Raw genomic sequence first — 18,531 nt, 5'->3', positions numbered from 1 at the left:
ATGTCTGACAACTTCTACACCGAGACCAACAAGACCTCTGCGATCCGGTCTTGGATCATGTGGCAGATGCTGCGTGGAATGGGATGGGCGGCACTGTTCGTCTTTGCCATTGGCCTGATGTACGGGGCGATCTGGGCTGTTGGCCAGATGCTGCCCGACGAAAGCAAGACCGCCCCGTCACCTTATGGCGCGCTGGAGATCGCTGCGCCCGAGGTTGAGGTGGCCTAAAGCAAGATCAACGCGGGCGCCCATGGAGCGCCCGCGTTGCAACGACGTTCGGACTATGACGCCGGTCCGTTCCTGGGCACTCCACAGCCCGGTTCCCTTTCCTGTTGGCGACAGGGACCTGGTGCCGTGTGTGACCCACCCGGCACCTTTTTTCATCGGGAGACCTTCATGACACATGCTGCCCCCATCCATTCGGCGACCCCAACGTTGGACCGTGTCACGCATCCTGCTGACCTGCGCGGCATGAGCGATGCTGACCTTGTCAAGGTGGCCGATGAGCTGCGATCCGAGGTGATTTCAGTCGTCTCCAAGACCGGCGGCCATCTTGGCTCATCCTTGGGTGTGGTCGAGATGAGCGTGGCCATTCATGCCGTCTTCAACACCCCAGTGGACAAGCTGATCTGGGATGTTGGTCATCAGTGCTATCCGCACAAGATCCTGACCGGGCGACGCGACCGGATGCAGACCTTGCGCCAGGGCGGTGGCGTGTCAGGCTTTACCAAACGTTCGGAATCCGAATACGACCCCTTTGGTGCCGCTCACAGTTCCACCAGCATTTCGGCGGCCCTGGGTTTTACCATTGGCCGCGATATGGGCCAGCCCACCGGCGATGCGATAGCCGTCATCGGGGACGGCGCCATCACGGCCGGTATGGCTTATGAGGCGATGAATGCCGCTGGTGATCTGGGCAAGCGGCTGTTCATCATCCTGAACGACAATGACATGAGCATTGCGCCCCCGGTTGGGGCCTTGAACCGCTATCTCAACTCTCTGGCCGAGCGTGGGCCGTTGGCGGGCCTGCGTGGCATGGCTGAAGGGTTTGAGGCGGCTTTGCCCGGCCCCTTGCGCGACGGCGCTCGTCGGGCGCGGGCCTTGGTCACCGGTATGCCGGGCGGCGGCACCTTGTTTGAAGAGCTGGGCCTACAGTATATCGGTCCGGTCGATGGGCATGATCTGCCCCTGCTGCTGGCGACCCTCCGCGCGGCGAAAACGCGGGCGACAGGACCAGTGTTGATCCATGCCATCACGGTGAAGGGCAAAGGCTATGCCCCGGCCGAGAACTCAGCGGACAAGTATCACGGCGTGGCCAAGTTCGATGTGGTTTCGGGCACCCAAGCCAAAGCGGTGTCGAATGCGCCGGCCTATACCTCGGTGTTCGGCCAAACCCTAACCGAGGCGGCGGCGCGCGATGGGCGCATTGTGGCGGTAACGGCGGCGATGCCATCTGGCACAGGGCTTGACATCATGGCGCGCCGCTTTCCTGCGCGGGTGTTCGATGTGGGTATTGCCGAACAGCACGGCGTGACCTTTGCCGCCGGGATGGCGGCGGCGGGGTTGAAACCTTTCGTGGCGATCTATTCCACCTTCCTCCAGCGCGGCTATGACCAGATCGTGCATGATGTCGCCTTACAAGGCTTGCCCGTGCGCTTTGCCATTGACCGCGCGGGGCTTGTCGGGGCCGATGGCGCGACCCATGCCGGGGCCTTTGATGTGGGCTTTCTGGCCAATCTGCCCGGCTTTGTCGTCATGGCGCCGGGCGATGAGGCGGAGCTTGTGCATATGGTCGCCACAGCGGCTGAGTATGACGCAGGCCCGATCTCGTTCCGCTTTCCGCGTGGTGAGGGCGTGGGCGTTGATCTGCCCGGGCTTGGGACGCCGCTTGAAATCGGTCGTGGCCGGGTGGTCCGGCAAGGCTCGGATCTGGCGCTCTTGTCCTTTGGCGCGCATCTGAACGAATGTCATGCGGCGGCCGATCTTCTGGCGCAGCAGGGCATTTCGGTGACCATCGCCGATGCCCGCTTTGCCAAGCCCTTGGACACGGATCTGGTCACCCAGTTGGTGCGCCACCACGCGGCGGTGATCACGGTAGAGCAGGGGGCCTCGGGCGGGTTTGGCGCGCAGGTGCTGCAGTATCTGGCCAATTCCGGCGGCCTTGATCATGGGGTGCGCCTGCGCACACTGACTTTGCCCGATCGCTTCATTGAACAGGCAAGCCCTGCGGCGATGTATGCCGACGCCGGGCTTGATGCCGCGCATATCGTGCGCGCGGCAACCGCGGTTTTGGGAAGCACGCAGCAAGCGCTGCGCGCCTAAGGTCCGCATCACAGCAAAAAGCCCCCGCCGAAGCGGGGGCTTTTTCATGGCCTCCCTGTGGATCAGAGAGGGATGGTCAAAGCTTATTCGCTTGCAGCAGGTACTGCGCCGAACTGCGCGAGATAGGCGTAAAGATCAGCCGCAGTTTCGGCATTCTTGACCTTGAACGACATCTTGGACTTGGCGCTCTTGTCATTCAGGACCTTTTTCCAGTGATTGGCCGGATCCTGCACATAATCAACAAATCCAGCTTCGTCCCAGACCAGACCGGTGGCCCCGGCGGCGACAATCGACTCGCCATATTTGAAGTCAGGATAGCTGCCAACCACACGGCCCACCACACCATACAGGTTCGGTCCCGTCTTGGACCCTTTGCCAGCAAGCACTTCTCCTGCCTCGTTCACCACAGAGTGGCAAGTCTGGCATTGCTTGAAGCTGGTTTCGCCTTTTGCAGCGTCGCCAGCCGCAAATGCGGGTCCAGCAGCGGTTGCAAGAACGGCGAGGATAGCAAACTTCGACTTCATGGGCGGTCTCCCTGTTACGCCTGATTTGGGTATACGAAGGTGGCCCTGTGTTGGATCACCGTCTGGTCTTTGGCGTCATCAAAAATCTCAGGCGACTGCATGCGAAATCGCGCAGCGTTGCCAAAGCGTGGCCAATGCGGTCACGAGATGATCGATATCGGCATCTGAATGGAAAGGCGAGGGCGTAATGCGCAGCCGCTCGGTGCCCTTGGCGACCGTGGGATAGTTGATGGGCTGCACATAGATGCCCCAGTCGTTCATCAGGATATCGCTGATCATCCGGCACTTGACCGGATCACCAATCATCACCGGGATGATGTGGCTGTCATTGGCCATGTGGGGAATACCCGCGCGGTCAAGTTTCGCGCGCAGCTTGGCCACTTGCGCCTGCTGGCGCGCGCGTTCAGAGCCGCTGGCCTTGAGATGGCGGATCGAGGCGGTGGCGGCGGCCGCAATCGCCGGGGGCAGGGCGGTGGTGAAGATGAACCCGCTCGCAAAGCTGCGGATGAAATCGCACAAGGGGGCAGAGCCGGTGATATAGCCGCCCACCACGCCGTAAGCCTTGCCCAGCGTGCCTTCGATCAGGTCGATCTGATCGGCCAACCCTTCGCGTTCGGTCACCCCACCGCCGCGCGGGCCATACATGCCCACCGCGTGCACCTCGTCGATATAGGTCAGCGCCCCGTGGGCCTTGGCGACCTGCACGATTTCCTTGATCGGGGCGATGTCGCCGTCCATCGAGTAAACCGATTCAAAGGCCACAATCTTGGGCCGATCGCCGACAGCGGCGAGCTTGCGGTCCAGATCGCGCCAGTCATTGTGCTTCCAGATCACCTTGTCGGCACGGCTGTGGCGCACGCCCTCGATCATCGAGGCATGGTTGCCAGCATCCGACAGGATCACCGCGTTCGGGATCTTGCTGCCAAGCGTCGAGAGCGCCGCCCAGTTCGACACATAGCCGCTGGTGAACAAAAGTGCGGCTTCTTTGCCATGCAGATCGGCAAGCTCGGCCTCGAGCAGCAGATGGTGGTGGTTGTTGCCGGAGATATTGCGCGTGCCGCCCGCACCGGTGCCGCAGGCCTGCACACAGTCGACCATGGCCTTGACCACATCGGGGTGCTGGCCCATGCCCAGATAGTCGTTCGAACACCAGACGGTGATTTCGTTCACCTCGCCATCCTTGTGGCGGGCCGCGCGCGGAAACGCGCCGCGTTTGCGCTCCAACTCGGCAAACGTGCGGTAGTTGCCTTCTGACTTGAGTGTCTCAAGCTGGGCGCGGAACAGGTTATCAAAGTCCATTGGCGTCCTCGATCTGGTCTTTTTGAGGTTTGGCTTCGGGCATCATCCAACGCCACAGTTTTTCATCTGGCAGAGGCAGCACCATGAACCAGTGCTCCAACAGGGCCAGCAGGCAAAGGCAGGTCAACAGGGCATAGCCCACCGACATGCCGGGGGTGTCGACGTTGATCGCGCGCTCAAGCAGCAAGGCAGAAGCGACGGTCAAGGCAGACACCGAAAGGGGAAAAAACGCAGTGATCCGCCCAATGCGGAAGTGGCTGGCCAGATGGGCCAAGGGGCGGGGCAGAAACTGAATGTTGATGCGCGGCACGCCCAGAAACAGGTTCAGCTTGGCAAAGATACGCCCGAAGAACAAAATCGCGAAGGTGCCAAAGGCAAAGGGGTTTTCCGCCCCGATGCTGGCCAAACCCAAAGCCAAAAGTGTCAGCGCCAGCGCCAGCTCATGCCACGCCACTGTGCCCACCGCGCGCCAGAACCGGGTTTTGGTGCTGGCAAAGGCCGGGCAGGGGCTGCGATTGGGGCCGGTGATGACCCCTGACAGAAACGCCAGTTCGATCCAGCCCCAAAGCGCGAGGGCGGCAAAGAAGGCCATATAGATGCCTTGTGTTGACAGATCGGGCAGTGAGGCATGGGCGGCCATGATGCCAACAGCGACCAACGGCAGTCCGATGACCACTGACGTCACATGATCCGAGGGTTGGCCATTGTCGGCCACCCGCACGCGCCACAGAATGACGCCGGTGGAAAACCACCAGACAAACAGGGTCAACAGCGCGGCGATCCAGGGGCTTTCGGTCATGGCCGCGGCCCCCGCGTCGCGCAGGTTTGGCCGGGGCGATGCCGCCCCGGACCCAAGTGTTTATGCGGGTTGACGATCAATAGATCGGCTCCAACCGGACGTTCTTCGGCGGCTCGCGCTTGATGACCGGGATGGTGTAAAGTGCGACAAAGGCCGTCAGCGCCTTGGCACCGCCCGTGACCTTACCCAGCCAACCCGCAACACCGCCGCGGCGCTTGGCCTCGTCCATCTGGCCAAAGGCATCGCGCATGCGGCGCAGGTTCGGCAACCAGCGCGGATGGTCGATGTCCACCTCGATCGGGAAGACTTGGCGGGCGATCACGCTGGTTTTCCGGAACACCTCTTGGTCATACCATTCGATGTCAACACCCAGCGCCTTGTGGAACTCGGGCCGTGCATGATCGCGCACGAACATGGTGGAATAGACCGCAGTCAGGAAGAAGCGGATCCACAGCTTGTTGACAAAGCTGGAGGTCAGCTTGGGATCGGTGCGCATCAGCAAGGCAAAAGCCTCGCCATGGCTGAACTCGTCGTTGCACCATTCCTTGAACCATTTGAAAATGGGATGGAACCGCTGATCAGGGTTCGCCTCAAGGTGGCGGTAGATGGTGATATAGCGGGCGTAACCGATCTTTTCCGACAGATAGGTGGCGTAGTAGATGAACTTCGGCCGGAAATAGGTGTATTTCTTGGCCTTGGTCAGAAAGCCAAGGTTCACCGCAACGCCCGCTTCGCGCAGCGCGTCATTGATGAACCCGGCATGGCGGGCCTCATCGCGGGCCATATAGTTGAACAGCTCGCAGATGTCGGGGTTGTTGCCGCGCCGCTTCATTTCCTTGTAAAGCACGCAGCCCGAGAACTCGGCGGTGCAAGAGGACACCAGAAAGTCGATGAATTCGACCCGCAGCTTGGGGTCCATCGCCGCCCAGTCGATCTGATCCCAGTCGGCGTTCTTCTTGAAATGGCCCTTGTTCGGGTCAGATTTCATCTGCGCGATCAGCTTGTCCCATTCGGGCCGGATCGACGAGACATCCACGCGGTCCATCTCGTCAAAATCGGTGGTGTAGAAGCGCGGATTGAGCATGGTCGTTTCGGTCGCCATCGCCGTGGTGGCGGTGCTGTCGATTTCGGGCACCAATGCCGTGGCTGCGGTCATGTCGGGGTTTTGGGCGTTCATAGCGTCACCTCTTCCGAGAAGGAAAACTCGCACAGTTCCATGAACCCAAAATCGCCAGTGGCGCGGGTCCAAAGGCGTTCCAAGAGGCTGGCGCGGGTGATGGTGGCCTGCCGGTCCTCGATGATCAGCTCACCATAGGCGGCCATGATTGGGGCGCCATGCACCAGCACCTCATCGCCGGGGTGAACCACGGCACCATTGTTGAAACGGACGTGGGCATGAAGGCTTTCGAAACGGTGGCTGACCTCGACGGTGCAGGGCACGCGTTCCGCTGATCTTGTAAATAATCCCATGATTTGGTTCCCCTTATTATGTGTCACTGCGACATGAGCCGTTCGAATGCGGCCTTATTGTCTGATCCGAATGCGCCGAGTTCCGCGCTCCATCCGGTGTGGTCGTCAACGACGGTCAGCCGACCATTGGCGTATTCCACAATACGCACCGGCAAAGACTGATCGACACGGGCAGTTAGCCGCGCGCGCTGCACTCCGTTCTGAATGACGGTGATGAAGCCCCCGTGCGGCAGGTCCATAAGCAGGGCGCGGTTTTCGTCCAGAACGGTCACGGCCTGCGCGCCCCCGCCCTGCAGATAGATTGTGCGTTCCGCCACAACGGCAGCGGGCGCGGGTGTGCCAGCCGGCTCGCGGCCGGTCAGCACCGAAAAGCTGACAATCGCCAGCGTCGCCAGAACAAGGCCGAGCATCGCCAAAAGCAGCGGCTTGGGGATCATGTCCTTGTCGTCAGACGGGCGGCGTTGGGTAAGGTCTTGCATCCTGTCCTCCTATTCGGCGGCCACGGCATGCGCCGGGACTGGGGTCTGGGTGATGATGGGCTGGCTCATCCGTGTTTCGGCAGCCTCGGCCAAAATCTTGGCAACGGCAGCGGCTTCGGGAATGGCGCGCAGCGCAGGTTGCGTGCGGTTAAAGTGCCAAGGCCGCACATGGGGCCAGCAGACAAGGTAGGAAATCCGCGTATCGCCCAGCGTTTGCAGCGCGATGGTGCCGGTGCCGTTTGATTTCAGTGCCAAATTGGCTGCGCCGATCTGACGGAAGGGCAGATTCAGCGTCACGGTCAGCGCAACACCGATCCGCATCGCCACGCGCGCGGTGGTGATGGTGTAGACGGTGCTGCGCGCCTGCACCGTGGCAATTGTCAACAAAATCGCGCAGGTCATGGCACCGATGGCAAGATAAGGCAGCATGACGGCCAAGATGGTGGCAGGCACTCCGTCCCCCATCATCCACCCGCGCCAAAGCGCCAGCGCGACAAAGTAGCCGGCGATCCAGTTGATCTTCAGCGCCTCGCGCGCCAGCGCAAAGGTCTGGGGGCGGCCTTGCCACAAGATCACTTCCCCCTTGGGCGGTTGCGCGGGCAGGCCCGGCAGCGGCTCGACGGCGAAGTCGTCGTGTTCGTGGTTAGACATGGTCGCCCCCTTTTGTTGTATGGATCAGAAGCCGCGCTTACGCTTGGACGCGGCATAGAGAGTGCCGCCCGCGTAGTAGGCGCTGATCTTTTCTTCTTCGAGCAAGGTCACCTCGGTCTGCGACTTGGTCGCAGGCACGCCGTCGAATAGGTCCGACGACAGCGAGTTGATACGTACACGGTCGGCTTGGATTTTTACCATCGGCAGCGGAACCAGCTTCTTGGCCCCCGAGTTCAGCGTGATTTCCAGATAGCGCACCAGCTGTTCAGGCGCGTCCACCCACATATCCGAGATGGTTCCCACCACTTCCAGATCGCCCGCTTGCACCGGCAGACCACGCGGGTCACGCCCGGCTGACACGGCAAAAGCCGACGCCGAGGCCATCGGCACGATCTTGTTATGGCCGTGGCCATCCAGTTCCGGAATGTCGCGGCGCGGGGCCCATGAGGCCGGGCCAACACCGTCTTTCATCGGGTCGCCCAAGGGCGCATGCGGGAAGCCTTCCGACACGGCAGTGCGGCCCACGGCCACTTCACGCGCCTCACGCGCACCATTCGGCACGGTCACCGAGCCGCGGCCGTGGGGCAAGAGAAAGGTCTTCGGGGCTGGAACCGGGAAGGGGCCTTGGTTCGGCGCAACGGTGCCGTCTTCCAGCTCCAACGGGTAGCCTTCACGCATGTTTTCGGTTTGCAGATAGTAGACCAACAGCGCGAAAAAGCCCCAGAAGAGCCAGATCGACAACGAGGCCAGATCGAAGGTTCCAAAGAATTCAGTGCCCACCATGGGTAGTCCTCCTAAGTCAGGTCGGGAAATCGGCGATGCCGAGTTTTCCGGTGGTTTTGGTTTGATCAGTCAGAAGTCGTGTGCGGACAAGCGGGCCAAGCAGGATTAACGTGACAAACAGAAGCCCAATTTCCGTATGGTAAACAAAGGTATAGCCGATAGCCGGCGTGTCGAAGGCTGCGCCCAGATGCCCAGCCGATGCCAAGGTCGAGATGCCATCGCGCAAGGCACCGCCAAAGGCGATGGAGAGACCCGCCGCCGTCGCCTGCGCTGCGCCCCAAGCCCCCAGTGCCAAACCGCGCCCTGCGCGTGTGCCCGTGGGCATCGCCATAGCCGCGGTGAGTGTGGCCACCGAGAAAAGGCCGCCCCCAAGGCCAATGCAGAACGCGCCTGCAAAAAACACCATGGCCGAATTCAACGGCCCGGCCAGGATCACGGCGGTAAACGCGCCAATGCCAATCAGAATGCCGCGCCCGGCCATCCGGTAAGGGTCGGTCCCCCGGCCCAGCCAGCGCGCCGCCAGCCCAAAGCCCACCAGCGCCCCACCGGCGTAAACCGCGGTCAGCATCGTGGTCGCCGAAACCGACAGGCCAAGGATCTGGCCACCGTAGGGCTCCAACAGAACGTCCTGCATGTTGAACCCAAAGGCCCCGACAGCGACCACGGCCAAAAGCCGCCCCGCCGTGCCACCAGCCATCAGATCCGCCCAAGCATCGGCAAAGCGCGGACGCGGTGCGGCCCGTTCGGCCGCGCTCATCGGGCGGACCTTTTCCTGCTTCCACAGCGCAATCAGGTTCAACACCAGCGTCGCCAAGGCACAGCCCTGCACCACGCGGATCAGCCGGATGTCAGAGTAATCTTGCAACAGCGCCCCGACGATCACCGCCGAAATCGCCATGCCCAGAAGGAACATCACATACAGCAGCGCCACCACCCGGGGCCGCGTTTCATCCGTCGCCCGATCAGACGCCAGCGCAAGACCTGCCGTCTGGGTCATGTGCAGCCCAAGCCCGGCCATCACAAAGGCCAGCGCGGCCAAAAGCTCACCAGCCCAAGTCGGGCCCAGAACCTGATCGCCGCCCAGAAGGATCAACGCAAAGGGCATAATGGCAAAGCCACCCATCTGCCACAGGCTGCCGAACCACAGATAAGGGATACGCTTCCAGCCAATCGCGCTGCGATGGGTGTCCGACCGGAACCCCAAAAGCGCGCGAAACGGCGCCGACAGCACCGGCAGGGCGATCATCAAAGCGACGATCATCGCAGGGACCGAGAGTTCAACGATCATCACCCGGTTCAGCGTCCCGAGCAAAAGCACCGTCGCCATCCCGACCGACACCTGAAACAGACCCAGCCGCAGCAATTGCCCCAAAGGCAGACCCTCGGAAGCGGCATCCGCAAAGGGCAACCAACCGGGCCCAAGCTGCTGGATATGTTTCTTCCGCAAGATCACGGGCGATACTCCAGACATTCGGAAATGTAGAACCCGCGCGAGACGCGATCGATCTGGCGCAGCCGCCCTCCGGTCGCCTTGTGCAGGGTGTCAAAAGCATGCGGCACCATGGTGGGCGACCGATCCGCCCGCGGGAACGCCTTGCCCAGCGTCCAGAACGCCATCAAGAACGGCGTTTTCGGCGCAACGGTGAACACCACGGCTTCGCGCGTGCGCGCGCCCAAACGGTCCAGCGCGGCGGCAATATCGGGGGTGCCGTAGTAAATCAGGCTGTCCATCGCCAGCACATAGTCAAACGACCCATGATGAGCCGCCGTCATATCGCCCGCCGCAAAGGTCACGCGCTGAGACAGCGCCTCGGGCAGGCGCGCGCGGGCGATCTCGACGAGCGCGGGCGAGATATCCACCGCCGTGACATCCGCCCCGCGCGCGGCCAGTTCCGCCGTCATCTGCCCCGCACCACAGCCCGCATCCAACACCCGCGCGCCGCGCAGATCAGAAGGCAGGCGGCCCAGCATCAGCGCGCGCATCTTGTCCCGGCCTTCGCGCACAGTCTGGCGAATACGGCTCACCGGCGCGTCCGAGGTCAGACGCTCCCACACTTTGGTGGCGGAGCGGTCGAAATACTGTTCGACCCGGTCGCGGGTGGCGGAATAGTCAGCCATTCTCAATCAAACCCCAGAAGTTCAAAGATCTCGCGGTCCGGCAGCGGCCCGGGGGTCGAGCCGGGTACCTGCACCGAGCGCCACAACGTATCGGCCAGCTTCATGTATTCGGCCCGTGCCATGACCACGTCCTCGGCATCGTCCATCTCAAACAGCGTCTTTTTCTTCAGGCGCGACCGACGGATGGCGTCGATGTCGGGCATATGCGCCAGCCGGTTGAACCCAACCCGCTCGCAATAGCGGTCCACCTCATCGGTGGCGCGCGACCGGTTGGCGACGCAGCCGGCCAGCTGTACCTTGTAGTTGCCCGATTTGGCCTGAACGGCGGCGATGATGCGGTTCATCGCATAGATGCTGTCAAAGTCATTGGCGGTGACGATCACTGCGCGGTCGGCATGCTGCAAAGGCGCTGCAAAGCCCCCACAAACCACATCGCCCAAGACGTCAAAGATCACCACATCGGTGTCTTCCAAAAGGTGATGCTGTTTCAGCAATTTCACCGTCTGGCCCACCACATAGCCACCACAGCCCGTGCCGGCCGGGGGGCCGCCCGCTTCGACGCATTTCACGCCGTTAAAGCCGGTGGCGACATAATCCTCAGGGCGCAATTCTTCGGGGTGGAAATCCACCTCTTTCAGAATGTCGATCACCGTCGGCTGCAACCGACCCGTCAGGGTGAATGTGCTGTCATGCTTCGGGTCACAGCCAATCTGCAACACCCGCTTGCCCATCATCGAAAAGGCCGCTGACAGGTTCGACGAGGTGGTCGATTTGCCGATGCCGCCCTTGCCATAGACCGAAAACACCTTTGCGCCTTCAATCCGGGTCTCGGGGTCGAGATGGACTTGCACCGATCCATCACCGTCAAGTCCGCGCAGGTCGGGAATGTTATCCAGGCTCATGCTTTTGGCCCTTTCATCTTGGTAAAAATACTCCCGCCGGAGGCTCCGACGGCAGGGCAACGCAGGGAGGTCAGGATCAGGCTCATTCGGCGGCGATCCCTTCCAGACGATCTTCCAGTTCATCCGCAGCCCCTTGCAGGGCGGCGAGCGTGGCGGCATCCGGCGTCCAATAGGCGCGCTCAGAGGCTTCGATCAGGCGATTGGTCATTCGGGCGGATGCGGCGGGGTTCAGGGCTGCCAGCCGCTTGCGCATCGCTTCATCGAGCACAAAGGTCTCCGACAGGCGCTGATACACCCACGGGTCCACAGCTTCGGTCGTGGCCGACCAGCCCATGGTGTTGGTCACATGCGCCTCGATCTGACGGACCCCTTCGGCACCGTGCTTCAGCAGGCCTTCGTAAAACTTCGGGTTCAGCGCGCGCGTCCGGCTTTCCAATGCGATCTGGTCGCGCAGGGTGCGGATCTTGCCGGTGCCGCGGGTCTGGTCGCTGATGTAAACCGGCGTATCCGATCCACGCTGGCGCTTTACCGCGCGGGCAATGCCGCCCAGCGTGTCAAAGTAATGGTCCACCGAGGTCACGCCCAGCTCGACCGACTCAAGGTTCTGATAGGCGAGGTCCACATCCTTCAGCGCCTTTTGCAGAAGGTTGGCGTTCTTCACCGCCTTGCCGTCGCGGCCATAGGCAAAGGATTTGCGCGCCTCATAGGCATCGGCCAACTCATCCTCGACCCCGAAGGCCGAGCTGTCCACCAACTGGTTGACGTTTGACCCATAGGCGCCTTCGGCATTGGAAAACACCCGAAGCGAAGCGGTTTCCATATCCACGCCCATCTCGGCCGCATAGGCCAGCGCATGGGCACGGATGAAGTTCTGTGACACGGGCTCATCCGCTGTGGCGCATTTCCAGGCGGCCTCGGCCAGCATCTTTGTTTGCAGAGGCAGCAGATCGCGGAAGATGCCCGAGAGTGTCATCAGCACATCAATGCGCGGGCGGGCCAGTTCGGCCAGCGGGATCAGATCGGCCCCACACAGGCGGCCATAGCTGTCAAAGCGCGGGCGAACGCCCATCAGCGCCAAGGCTTGGGCCATCGGGCCGCCATCGGATTTGATGTTGTCCGACCCCCACAGCACCAAGGCCACAGACCGGGGCAGGGTGGGGTGCGCGGCCAAGAGTTTCTCAGCCTGTGCCGCCCCGTCGCGCAGCGCATATTCGGTCGGCATGCGGAACGGGTCAAAGGCGTGAATGTTACGGCCCGTCGGCAGAATCTGCGGGCTGCGGATCAGATCACCACCGGGCACCGGGGCAATGAAACGGGCCGAAAGTGCCCGCAAAATCCCCGGAATTTCGGTGTCTTGCTGCAGCTGCGCGTCAATTCTGGCGCGCTCGGCCGCATCCATTGGGGGCAACAGGTTCAGATATTCAGCCCGCGCAGCGGCTGTCATCGTCTGGCCCACAACATGCAGACCGTCCGGGATCAGCGCATCTTCTGCCTCAAGCAGCTTGAGCCAGAGTTTCGCGGGATCGCGGCCATCCATATCGACGGCGCCGGCCTGTTCCAAGATCAGGGTTGAAAGCTCGGTGCGTTCGAACGCGTCATCTGCCATAGAGCGCCAGCGCGTCAGGCTGTCTTTCAGATCAACAAGACCCTTATAGAGACCGGCCTGCGCCAAGGGCGGGGTCAAATGGGTGATGGTGATCGCATTCGACCGGCGCTTGGCCAAAGAGGCCTCGGACGGGTTGTTGGCGGCGTAAAGATAGATGTTTGGCAATTCGCCGATCAAACGATCGGGCCAATCGCGCGCGCCCAGGCCGGCCTGCTTTCCAGGCATGAATTCCAGCGCGCCATGCATGCCAAAGTGCAGCAATGCATCCGCGCCCCAAGTGTTGCGCAGCCAAAGATAGAACTGAACAAAGGCATGGGTGGGGGCGAAGCCGCGCTCAAAGAGCAAGCGCATCGGGTCGCCTTCGTAGCCAAAGGTTGGCTGCAAGCCGACGAAAATATTGCCAAATTGACGACCGAGCACAAAGACGCTGCGGCCATCTGATTGCACTTTGCCGGGGGCAGGGCCCCAAACGGATTCAATCACCTTGAGAGGGGGCGTGTTGCGTACAATCGTATCGGCATCCACAAAGGCCGCCACGTTGGCAGGCTGACCATAGGCGGCAGAATTGCCGCCCAGAACCTCGGCCCGCAGATCATCCACCGTGGCTGGCACATCCAGTCTATAGCCATCCGCCTTCATTGCCTTCAGCGTGTTGTGCAGGCTTTCAAACACAGACAGATAGGCTGCGGTCCCGGCAGCTCCTGCATTCGGCGGGAAGCCGAACAAGACGATGCCCACCTTCTTGTCGGCATTCTTGGTCCGGCGCAGTTTGGCGAGGCGCAGTGTTTTTTCTGTCAGCGAGGTAATGCGTTCGTGACACGGCGATATGGCCCGGCTGTCAGCCGAGCCTTTGCACATAAGCGAACATCCCGTGCAACCGTCCAACCCATGCCGTCCTGCAAAGACAGTCGGATTTGTGGCCCCGTCAATTTCGGGCAAGGCGATCAACATCGTCGTTTCGATTGGCCCAAGGCCTTGCGGCGCGCTCGCCCATTGGCCCAAGGTTTGAAATTCCAAAGGATGGGCTGCGATATAGGGCACATCCAAGGCCGTCAGCGCCTCAATGGCGGCGGGACTGTCATTGTAGGCAGGTCCGCCCACAAGGCTAAAGCCCGTCAAGGACACCATCGTATCGACTGTGCTAATGCCATTCTTTTGGAAATAGGCATTGATCGCAGGCCGTCCGTCCAAGCCGCCCGCAAAGGCAGGCACACAAGCAATGCCTTGCGCCTCATAGGCGGCGATCACCGCGTCATAATGCGCGGTATCTGACGCCAAGATATACGAGCGCAGCATCAACAGGCCGACGGTTGCCGTGGCCCCTTCGGGGCGGGGCAAGTCGGCGATGTTGGTGGTGATCCTGCCTTCCAGCTTGGGGTGATAAAGGCCCAATTCTGGATAATCGATAGGCGCCAAGGCCGTGGCCCCGCGCCAATCTTTGCGCGACGCATATCGGCCAATCAAGAAGCGGATCATCTGTTCAATATTGTCGTCAGATCCACCAAGCCAGTATTGCATCGACAAGAACCACGCGCGCAGATCCTGCGCCTTGCCCGGAATCCAACGCAAGATTTTCGGCAGGCGGCGCAGCATCGACATCTGCTTTTCGCCAGAATTCGCGCTGGTTTTTGCAGTGGGCTTCAGTTTCTTCAATAGGGCCATCGTGGCCGAGGCGGGCTTGCCCATGTCCAAGTCGCCCATACGGGTCAGCTTGACGATGGACGGGTCGGCAATCAGGCCCAAGAAGGCGTCGACACGCGGGCGTGCCTCGATCAGATCGGGCAGGATGGCGTTGATGTGCTCTTCGATAAAGATCAGATTGGCCACGACCAGATCAGCCGTCTTCAGCGCGTCTTTGCAGCGCTGCAGGGAGGCGGGGTTTTCAGCCCATTCGGCAGAGGCATGGATCGAGACGTTTAGGCCGGGGAAGTCTTTCGCAAGACGAGGTGCGATCCGCGCGGCGGGACCTGCGGCATGCTGGTCCAGCGTGACCACAACGACGTTGTAGCCAACCTTGGTGCCAGTCATGGGGGCATCAGCGCGCATAATGTGCCTTTGCCTCATATAAGGTTTCGACGCTGATCTCGGTCACGCCCTTGCCATTGGCATAGTTTTCAGTGTTGCGCCGGGCTTTGCCGCGCACGAAGAACGGGATCTTCTTCAACTCGTTTTCGGCGTCCGTCAGCCAGATGACCTGCCCGCCACCAGCCGCGACGACAGGGGACGCAGCCACAGGTTCGGGGGCTGCATCTGCCGGGCGCGGGCTGTGCGCGCCACCGTGGTGCGAGGCCCCGGCAGCGTCGTGGAATTCAAAGTCATCACGGAACATGTGCAGAAGATGTTCTTCCAGCCCCATGACCAGCGGGTGAACCCAGGTGTCGAAAAGCACATTCGCACCTTCCCAGCCCATTTGGGGGGAGTAGCGGGCAGGAAAGTCCTGCACATGCACCGGGGCTGAGATCACAGCGCAGGGAATGCCCAGACGCTTGCCGATGTGACGCTCCATCTGCGTGCCAAGGATCATCTCGGGCTGCAGCGCGGCAATCGCGGCCTCAACCTCAAGATAATCGTCCGACATCAGCGCCTCGACGCCATAGTCCTTGGCCAAGGCGCGGATCGGGCGGGCCATTTCGCGGTTGAAGCATCCCAGACCGGCCACTTCAAACCCCATCTCCTCGCGAGCCACGCGGGCAGCGGCGGCCACATGGGTGCCGTCGCCAAAGATGAACACGCGCTTGCCGGTCAGGTAGGTGCTGTCCACCGACCGCGTCCACCACGGCAGGCGCAAACGGCTGGTGTCGGCGCGGGCGGGCAGGCCGGTGATCTGGGCCACTTCGGCCACAAAGTCATGGGTCGCGCCCACGCCAATCGGCACAATCTTGGTGTAAGGCTGCTTGAAATTGGTCTCAAGCCAGCGTGCGGCACTTTCGGCGTGCTCGGGATACATCAGCACGTTGAAATGCGCGGCGCCCAGACGGGCAATGTCGCTGGGCCGTGCGCCCATCGGGCCGACCACATTCACCCCAATGCCCATGTCGGACAAAAGCCGCGTCACCTCGACGATGTCATCGCGGTGGCGGAACCCCAAAGCCGTCGGGCCGATCAGGTTGGCGGTGATCTGCTCGCTGCGGGCAACCGGCTTGGCCAGATGCCGCACGATCTGCAAGAAGGTCTCGTCGGTGCCAAAGCCTTCCTTGCGCTGATAGCTGGGCAGGTCCAGTGGGATCACCGGCAGCCCAAGATCCATGCTTTCGGCAAGACCGGCGGGATCATCCTGAATGAGTTCTGCGGTGCACGAGGCCCCAACAATCAGCGCCTCAGGCTGAAAACGCTCCACCGCATCGCGGCAGGCGGTCTTGAACAGACCCGCCGTATCAGCCCCCAGATCGCGGGCCTGAAAGGTGGTGTAGCTGACTGGCGGGCGATGGTCGCGCCGTTCGATCATGGTGAACAAAAGATCGGCATAAGTGTCGCCCTGCGGGGCGTGCAGCACATAGTGCAGCCCCTTCATCCCGGTCGCCACGCGCATCGCGCCCACATGGGGCGGGCCTTCATATGTCCAGAGCGTCAGCTTCATTCGGCGGCCTCCAAGCTGGGAGACAACGGCGCAAGCAGCGCGCGGCGACGCAGGGGGCGTGCGAACAGGGCGGCCAGATCGCCGGCCTGTTCGTAGAAGTGCACCGGACTGAACACCAGTTCGATCGCCCATTTGGTCGCCAGACCCTCGGCCTCCAAGGGGTTGGCAAGGCCAAGGCCGCAGACCGTCAGATCAGGCCGCGCGGCGCGCACGCGGTCAAGTTGAAGATCCACATCTTGGCCCTCAGACAAGGTCGGACCTTCGGCCAAAAGCGCGAGTTCCGGTGCCATCAGATCGCGGTGTAGGAAGGGCGTGCCGACCTCAACCGCCGTCATGCCACATTCGCGGGTCAGGAACCGCGCGAGCGGAATTTCCAACTGGCTGTCGGGGAAGAAGAACACCGACTTGCCCGACAGGGTCTCGGCCGCGGCCGCAATTGCCTTTTCGGCGCGGGCGCGGGGGGCGGCAATGACGGATTCGAAGAGATCAGGCGCGACACCGAATTCGGTGGCGATGGCCTGCAGCCAAGCGGTGGTGCCTTCGGCGCCAAACGGGAAGGGGGCCGGAAGATGCCGGGCGCCACGGCGCGTCAGGGCCGCGTGCGTGTCGCCTAGGAAAGGCTGCACCAGCGCAAAGACGGTATTGGCGCCGACGGCAGGCAGATCGGCTGACCGCCGCGCCGGCAGGCAGCGCACCGGGCCCACGCCCATCGCCGCCAAAAGCGCCAGCGCCTGATCTTCCACCACATCGGGCAAGGCGCCGACGATCAAAAGTTCTTTGGCAGTCGTGGCGGGCAAAGCCGGAACCATCGCGGCCAGACAGGCATCTTCGCCTTGGGTAAAGGTCGTCTCGATTCCCGAACCGGAATAGTTCAGCACCCGCACATGGGGGGCATGCTGCGCGCTCATCCGCTCGGCGGCGCGGTGCAGGTCCAGCTTGATCACTTCAGACGGGCAAGACCCGACGAGGAAGAGCTGCCGAATGTCAGGCCGACGTGACAGGAGGCGGGCAACTTCGCGGTCCAGCTCGGTCTGGGCATCGGCCAGCCCGGCCAGATCCTTCTCTTCCAGAATCGCCGTGCCAAAGCGCGGCTCGGCAAAGATCATCACCCCTGCGGCCGATTGCAGCAGATGCGCGCAGGTGCGGCTGCCGACCACAAGGAAGAAGGCATCCTGCATCTTGCGGTGCAGCCAGATGATACCGGTCAGCCCGCAAAACACCTCGCGCTGACCCCGCTCTTTCAGAACGGGTGTGTTGGAGCAGCCGACGCTGGGCAAGGTGCTGGTCATTTAGCCACCGCCATATCCAGCCGCGCGAGGCGCAGCTTCAGGATGAACTGGGCGGCGTTGATCACATATGTTCCATAGGCGGCGAGGGCTAGGAACATCAGGCTTGCCGGCGACAGCGCCCCGCTCAAAAGCCCTACAATATAAGCAGTATGCAGCGCGATGACCGCAAAGCTGAACATGTCTTCCCAGTAGAAGGCCGGGGCAAGAAGGTACTGACCGAAGACCACCTTCTCCCAGATCGCACCTGTCACCATGATCAGATAGAGCACTGCCGTTTTGACCACGATAGAGGCAGTGGCGGCCCAGTACCCCTCACCTGTGGCCAGATAGCGCAACACCAAGGCCAGAGAGCCGATGAAGACCAGAAATTGCACCGGAGCCAGAATGCCCTGCACCAAGGTCCAGGCCGAGGCGTCGCGTCTTGCCCGTTCTTCCGCTGTATAAAGCGGCTTGCGGGCTGGGCTGTTAAGGCGATTCTCTGGCATTCGTCAGCTTCCAACAAGCATATCTGCATCCTGATCCTAGACGCCCCAATCAGAATGTGTCAACCAAAACTTACACAATTTGAGTTGACACCTTATGCATCGCGACGAGGCGTTGGGCGGACTCAAGGTGGCCGTAAGCATCTAAATTATCATGATAAAAAAGGTATTGTAAATCTGACGTCGCCTGCCTATCTAGAGGTCTGTCAATTGTCTTTGACATTTCTTCG

At 61.7% G+C, this 18,531-nt stretch carries 17 protein-coding genes; 2 read left to right on the top strand and 15 right to left on the bottom strand.

Features of this window, described 5'->3' with window-relative positions:
- The gene (pufX, locus tag AC72UB_RS14420) at positions 1-228 is read left to right on the top strand and encodes an RC-LH1 core complex protein PufX (protein ID WP_505190385.1); all 228 of its coding nucleotides are present in this window, start codon (positions 1-3) and stop codon (positions 226-228) included.
- A 168-nt stretch (positions 229-396) separates the two neighbouring features.
- Entirely contained in the window at positions 397-2,322 is a 1,926-nt protein-coding gene (gene dxs, locus AC72UB_RS14415; protein WP_505190384.1) for a 1-deoxy-D-xylulose-5-phosphate synthase, read from the top strand.
- Between the two features lie 83 nt (positions 2,323-2,405).
- Here dxs and AC72UB_RS14410 read toward each other — a convergent pair whose 3' ends face one another.
- The 15 genes from AC72UB_RS14410 to bchF form a co-directional block, all read right to left on the bottom strand.
- Positions 2,406-2,846 carry a c-type cytochrome gene (locus tag AC72UB_RS14410; RefSeq protein WP_505190383.1) on the bottom strand — a complete coding sequence of 147 codons (441 nt, stop codon included), beginning with the start codon at positions 2,844-2,846 and terminating at the stop codon, positions 2,406-2,408.
- Between the two features lie 87 nt (positions 2,847-2,933).
- On the bottom strand, positions 2,934-4,145 hold the full coding sequence (gene hemA, locus AC72UB_RS14405; protein WP_505190382.1) for a 5-aminolevulinate synthase: 1,212 nt from the start codon (positions 4,143-4,145) through the stop codon (positions 2,934-2,936).
- Positions 4,135-4,944 carry a putative photosynthetic complex assembly protein PuhE gene (gene puhE, locus AC72UB_RS14400; RefSeq protein ID WP_505190381.1) on the bottom strand — a complete coding sequence of 270 codons (810 nt, stop codon included), beginning with the start codon at positions 4,942-4,944 and terminating at the stop codon, positions 4,135-4,137. The genes hemA and puhE overlap by 11 nt, the downstream gene beginning before the upstream one ends.
- A 76-nt stretch (positions 4,945-5,020) precedes the next feature.
- Positions 5,021-6,121 carry a magnesium-protoporphyrin IX monomethyl ester (oxidative) cyclase gene (gene acsF / locus AC72UB_RS14395; protein ID WP_463289504.1) on the bottom strand — a complete coding sequence of 367 codons (1,101 nt, stop codon included), beginning with the start codon at positions 6,119-6,121 and terminating at the stop codon, positions 5,021-5,023.
- Positions 6,118-6,414, bottom strand: coding sequence for an O2-dependent cyclase accessory protein (locus tag AC72UB_RS14390; RefSeq protein WP_505190380.1), 297 nt, complete (start codon positions 6,412-6,414; stop codon positions 6,118-6,120). The genes acsF and AC72UB_RS14390 overlap by 4 nt, the downstream gene beginning before the upstream one ends.
- A 23-nt stretch (positions 6,415-6,437) precedes the next feature.
- Positions 6,438-6,893, bottom strand: a complete 456-nt coding sequence (gene puhC, locus AC72UB_RS14385; protein WP_463289506.1) for a photosynthetic complex assembly protein PuhC — start codon at positions 6,891-6,893, stop codon at positions 6,438-6,440.
- A 9-nt stretch (positions 6,894-6,902) separates the two neighbouring features.
- Positions 6,903-7,544 carry a photosynthetic complex putative assembly protein PuhB gene (puhB, locus tag AC72UB_RS14380; protein ID WP_505190379.1) on the bottom strand — a complete coding sequence of 214 codons (642 nt, stop codon included), beginning with the start codon at positions 7,542-7,544 and terminating at the stop codon, positions 6,903-6,905.
- Between the two features lie 24 nt (positions 7,545-7,568).
- Complete coding sequence (puhA, locus tag AC72UB_RS14375; RefSeq protein WP_505190378.1) at positions 7,569-8,327, bottom strand: photosynthetic reaction center subunit H; 759 nt, start codon at positions 8,325-8,327, stop codon at positions 7,569-7,571.
- A 16-nt stretch (positions 8,328-8,343) separates the two neighbouring features.
- A complete protein-coding gene (locus tag AC72UB_RS14370; RefSeq protein ID WP_505190377.1) occupies positions 8,344-9,780 on the bottom strand; it encodes a PucC family protein in 1,437 nt (478 codons plus the stop codon).
- A complete protein-coding gene (gene bchM, locus AC72UB_RS14365) occupies positions 9,777-10,445 on the bottom strand; it encodes a magnesium protoporphyrin IX methyltransferase (protein WP_505190376.1) in 669 nt (222 codons plus the stop codon). Before bchM ends, AC72UB_RS14370 begins: the two co-directional genes overlap by 4 nt.
- 2 nt (positions 10,446-10,447) lie before the next feature.
- Positions 10,448-11,347: a ferredoxin:protochlorophyllide reductase (ATP-dependent) iron-sulfur ATP-binding protein gene (gene bchL / locus AC72UB_RS14360; RefSeq protein ID WP_505190375.1), complete on the bottom strand. Its 900-nt coding sequence runs from the start codon at positions 11,345-11,347 to the stop codon at positions 10,448-10,450.
- 82 nt (positions 11,348-11,429) lie between these two features.
- The gene (locus AC72UB_RS14355; RefSeq protein WP_505190374.1) at positions 11,430-14,999 is read right to left on the bottom strand and encodes a magnesium chelatase subunit H; all 3,570 of its coding nucleotides are present in this window, start codon (positions 14,997-14,999) and stop codon (positions 11,430-11,432) included.
- Entirely contained in the window at positions 14,989-16,530 is a 1,542-nt protein-coding gene (bchB, locus tag AC72UB_RS14350) for a ferredoxin:protochlorophyllide reductase (ATP-dependent) subunit B (RefSeq protein ID WP_505190373.1), read from the bottom strand. Before bchB ends, AC72UB_RS14355 begins: the two co-directional genes overlap by 11 nt.
- The gene (locus tag AC72UB_RS14345) at positions 16,527-17,819 is read right to left on the bottom strand and encodes a ferredoxin:protochlorophyllide reductase (ATP-dependent) subunit N (RefSeq protein ID WP_505190372.1); all 1,293 of its coding nucleotides are present in this window, start codon (positions 17,817-17,819) and stop codon (positions 16,527-16,529) included. The genes bchB and AC72UB_RS14345 overlap by 4 nt, the downstream gene beginning before the upstream one ends.
- A complete protein-coding gene (gene bchF / locus AC72UB_RS14340) occupies positions 17,816-18,304 on the bottom strand; it encodes a 2-vinyl bacteriochlorophyllide hydratase (RefSeq protein ID WP_505190371.1) in 489 nt (162 codons plus the stop codon). The genes AC72UB_RS14345 and bchF overlap by 4 nt, the downstream gene beginning before the upstream one ends.
- Between the last annotated feature and the right edge of the window lie 227 nt (positions 18,305-18,531).

Source organism: Allotabrizicola aquatica (SeqCode), from assembly GCF_965194375.1.
GTDB lineage: Bacteria > Pseudomonadota > Alphaproteobacteria > Rhodobacterales > Rhodobacteraceae > Tabrizicola_A > Tabrizicola_A aquatica.
Note: the sequence above shows the minus strand (reverse complement) of the source record. Positions and strands in the feature narration are given on the sequence as shown.